This is a genomic window from Enterobacter cloacae complex sp. 2022EL-00788 (genome assembly GCF_026627565.1).
In the GTDB taxonomy this organism is placed as follows: domain Bacteria; phylum Pseudomonadota; class Gammaproteobacteria; order Enterobacterales; family Enterobacteriaceae; genus Enterobacter; species Enterobacter pasteurii.
This window is the reverse complement of sequence record NZ_JAPNMC010000035.1, coordinates 1-1169: the sequence shown is the minus strand read 5'-3', so window position 1 is coordinate 1169 and position 1169 is coordinate 1. Positions and strand designations below refer to the sequence as shown.

Here is a 1169-nt window from a genome sequence, read left to right as displayed (position 1 = left end):
CTGCACTGAACCCCATATCCTGGACACCAGATCAAAGAATCTGGAGGTCCTTATGAGATATCCCTTTCACATCCGTCTTGCGGCGGTTCAGCATTACATGACTGGCCAGTCGAGCATTATAGAAACAGCCCGTCTGTTCAGTGTTGGACGAACACCTCTTACCCGCTGGATTCGAGCTTACAGGCATCAGGGTAAGACCGGGCTGGAGGACCGTCCTGCGCGGACCTATACTTCAGCTTTCAGGCTCCGCGTAATTCGTTATGTGGCTGAACACGGATGCAGCTATGCGGAAGCTTCAGCGCGCTTTGCCATTCCAAATGAGTCGCTCATTCTTGACTGGACAAGACGTTACCGGAAAGGCGGCGCACAGGCGCTTAATACAGCCAAATCCGGGCCCGCTATGTCACAGAAAAAGTTTATACCTGACTCCAGACCGCTCAGTGAGATGACTCCCTCAGAAATTCTGAGAGAGCTGGAATATCTGCGGGCGGAAAACGCATATCTAAAAAAGCTCAAAGCCCTGAGGGAAGAAAAGACTCTCAGGGAACAGCAGAAAAAACGCGAGTAATACAAAGCCTGCTTGCAGACCACCGGCTTGTTTACCTGCTCTGTGCCGCAGGGCTGGCGCGCAGCACGTATTATTATCAGATATCCAGACCCGCAAATGAGCCGGTTCGGTATGCGGCTGCTGTCAGTGCTATGTTCACGATCAGCCAGAGAAATGCTCAACGCTATGGCTACCGAAGAATGACGGTGGCACTGCGTAATGAAGCCTTCACGCTGAACCATAAAACGGTTCGTATATTGATGAAAAAGTATGATCTGACATGCCAGTTGCGCCGGAGAAAATACCGCTCCTGTATGGCTGGCGGCGGCCCGGCTTCCGATAATCTTCTTGCCCGTAACTTCAGAGCCGAATGCAGTGGGATAAAGTGGTGCACAGACGTGACAGAGTTCCGTGCCGGTGGTCAAAAACTGTTCCTCTCAGCCCTTCAGGACCTGTTTAATAATGAAATTGTGGCCTGGCAAACATCAACCAGTCAGTCACAACCTCTGGTCTGCAGGATGCTAAAAAAAGCGCTTAAAGCATGCAGAATCAAAGAAGGTGTGATGTTGCACAGCGATCAGGGCTGGGCTTACAGAACGCCTGTATGGCGCAGAATGCTGGC

The 1169-nt window shown here is 51.3% G+C and carries 1 pseudogene; it reads left to right on the top strand.

Annotation, left to right across the window (positions count from 1 at the left end):
- Positions 1–52 precede the first annotated feature (52 nt).
- Positions 53–1169: pseudogene (locus tag OWK27_RS24255) on the top strand (IS3 family transposase); the annotation flags it as partial.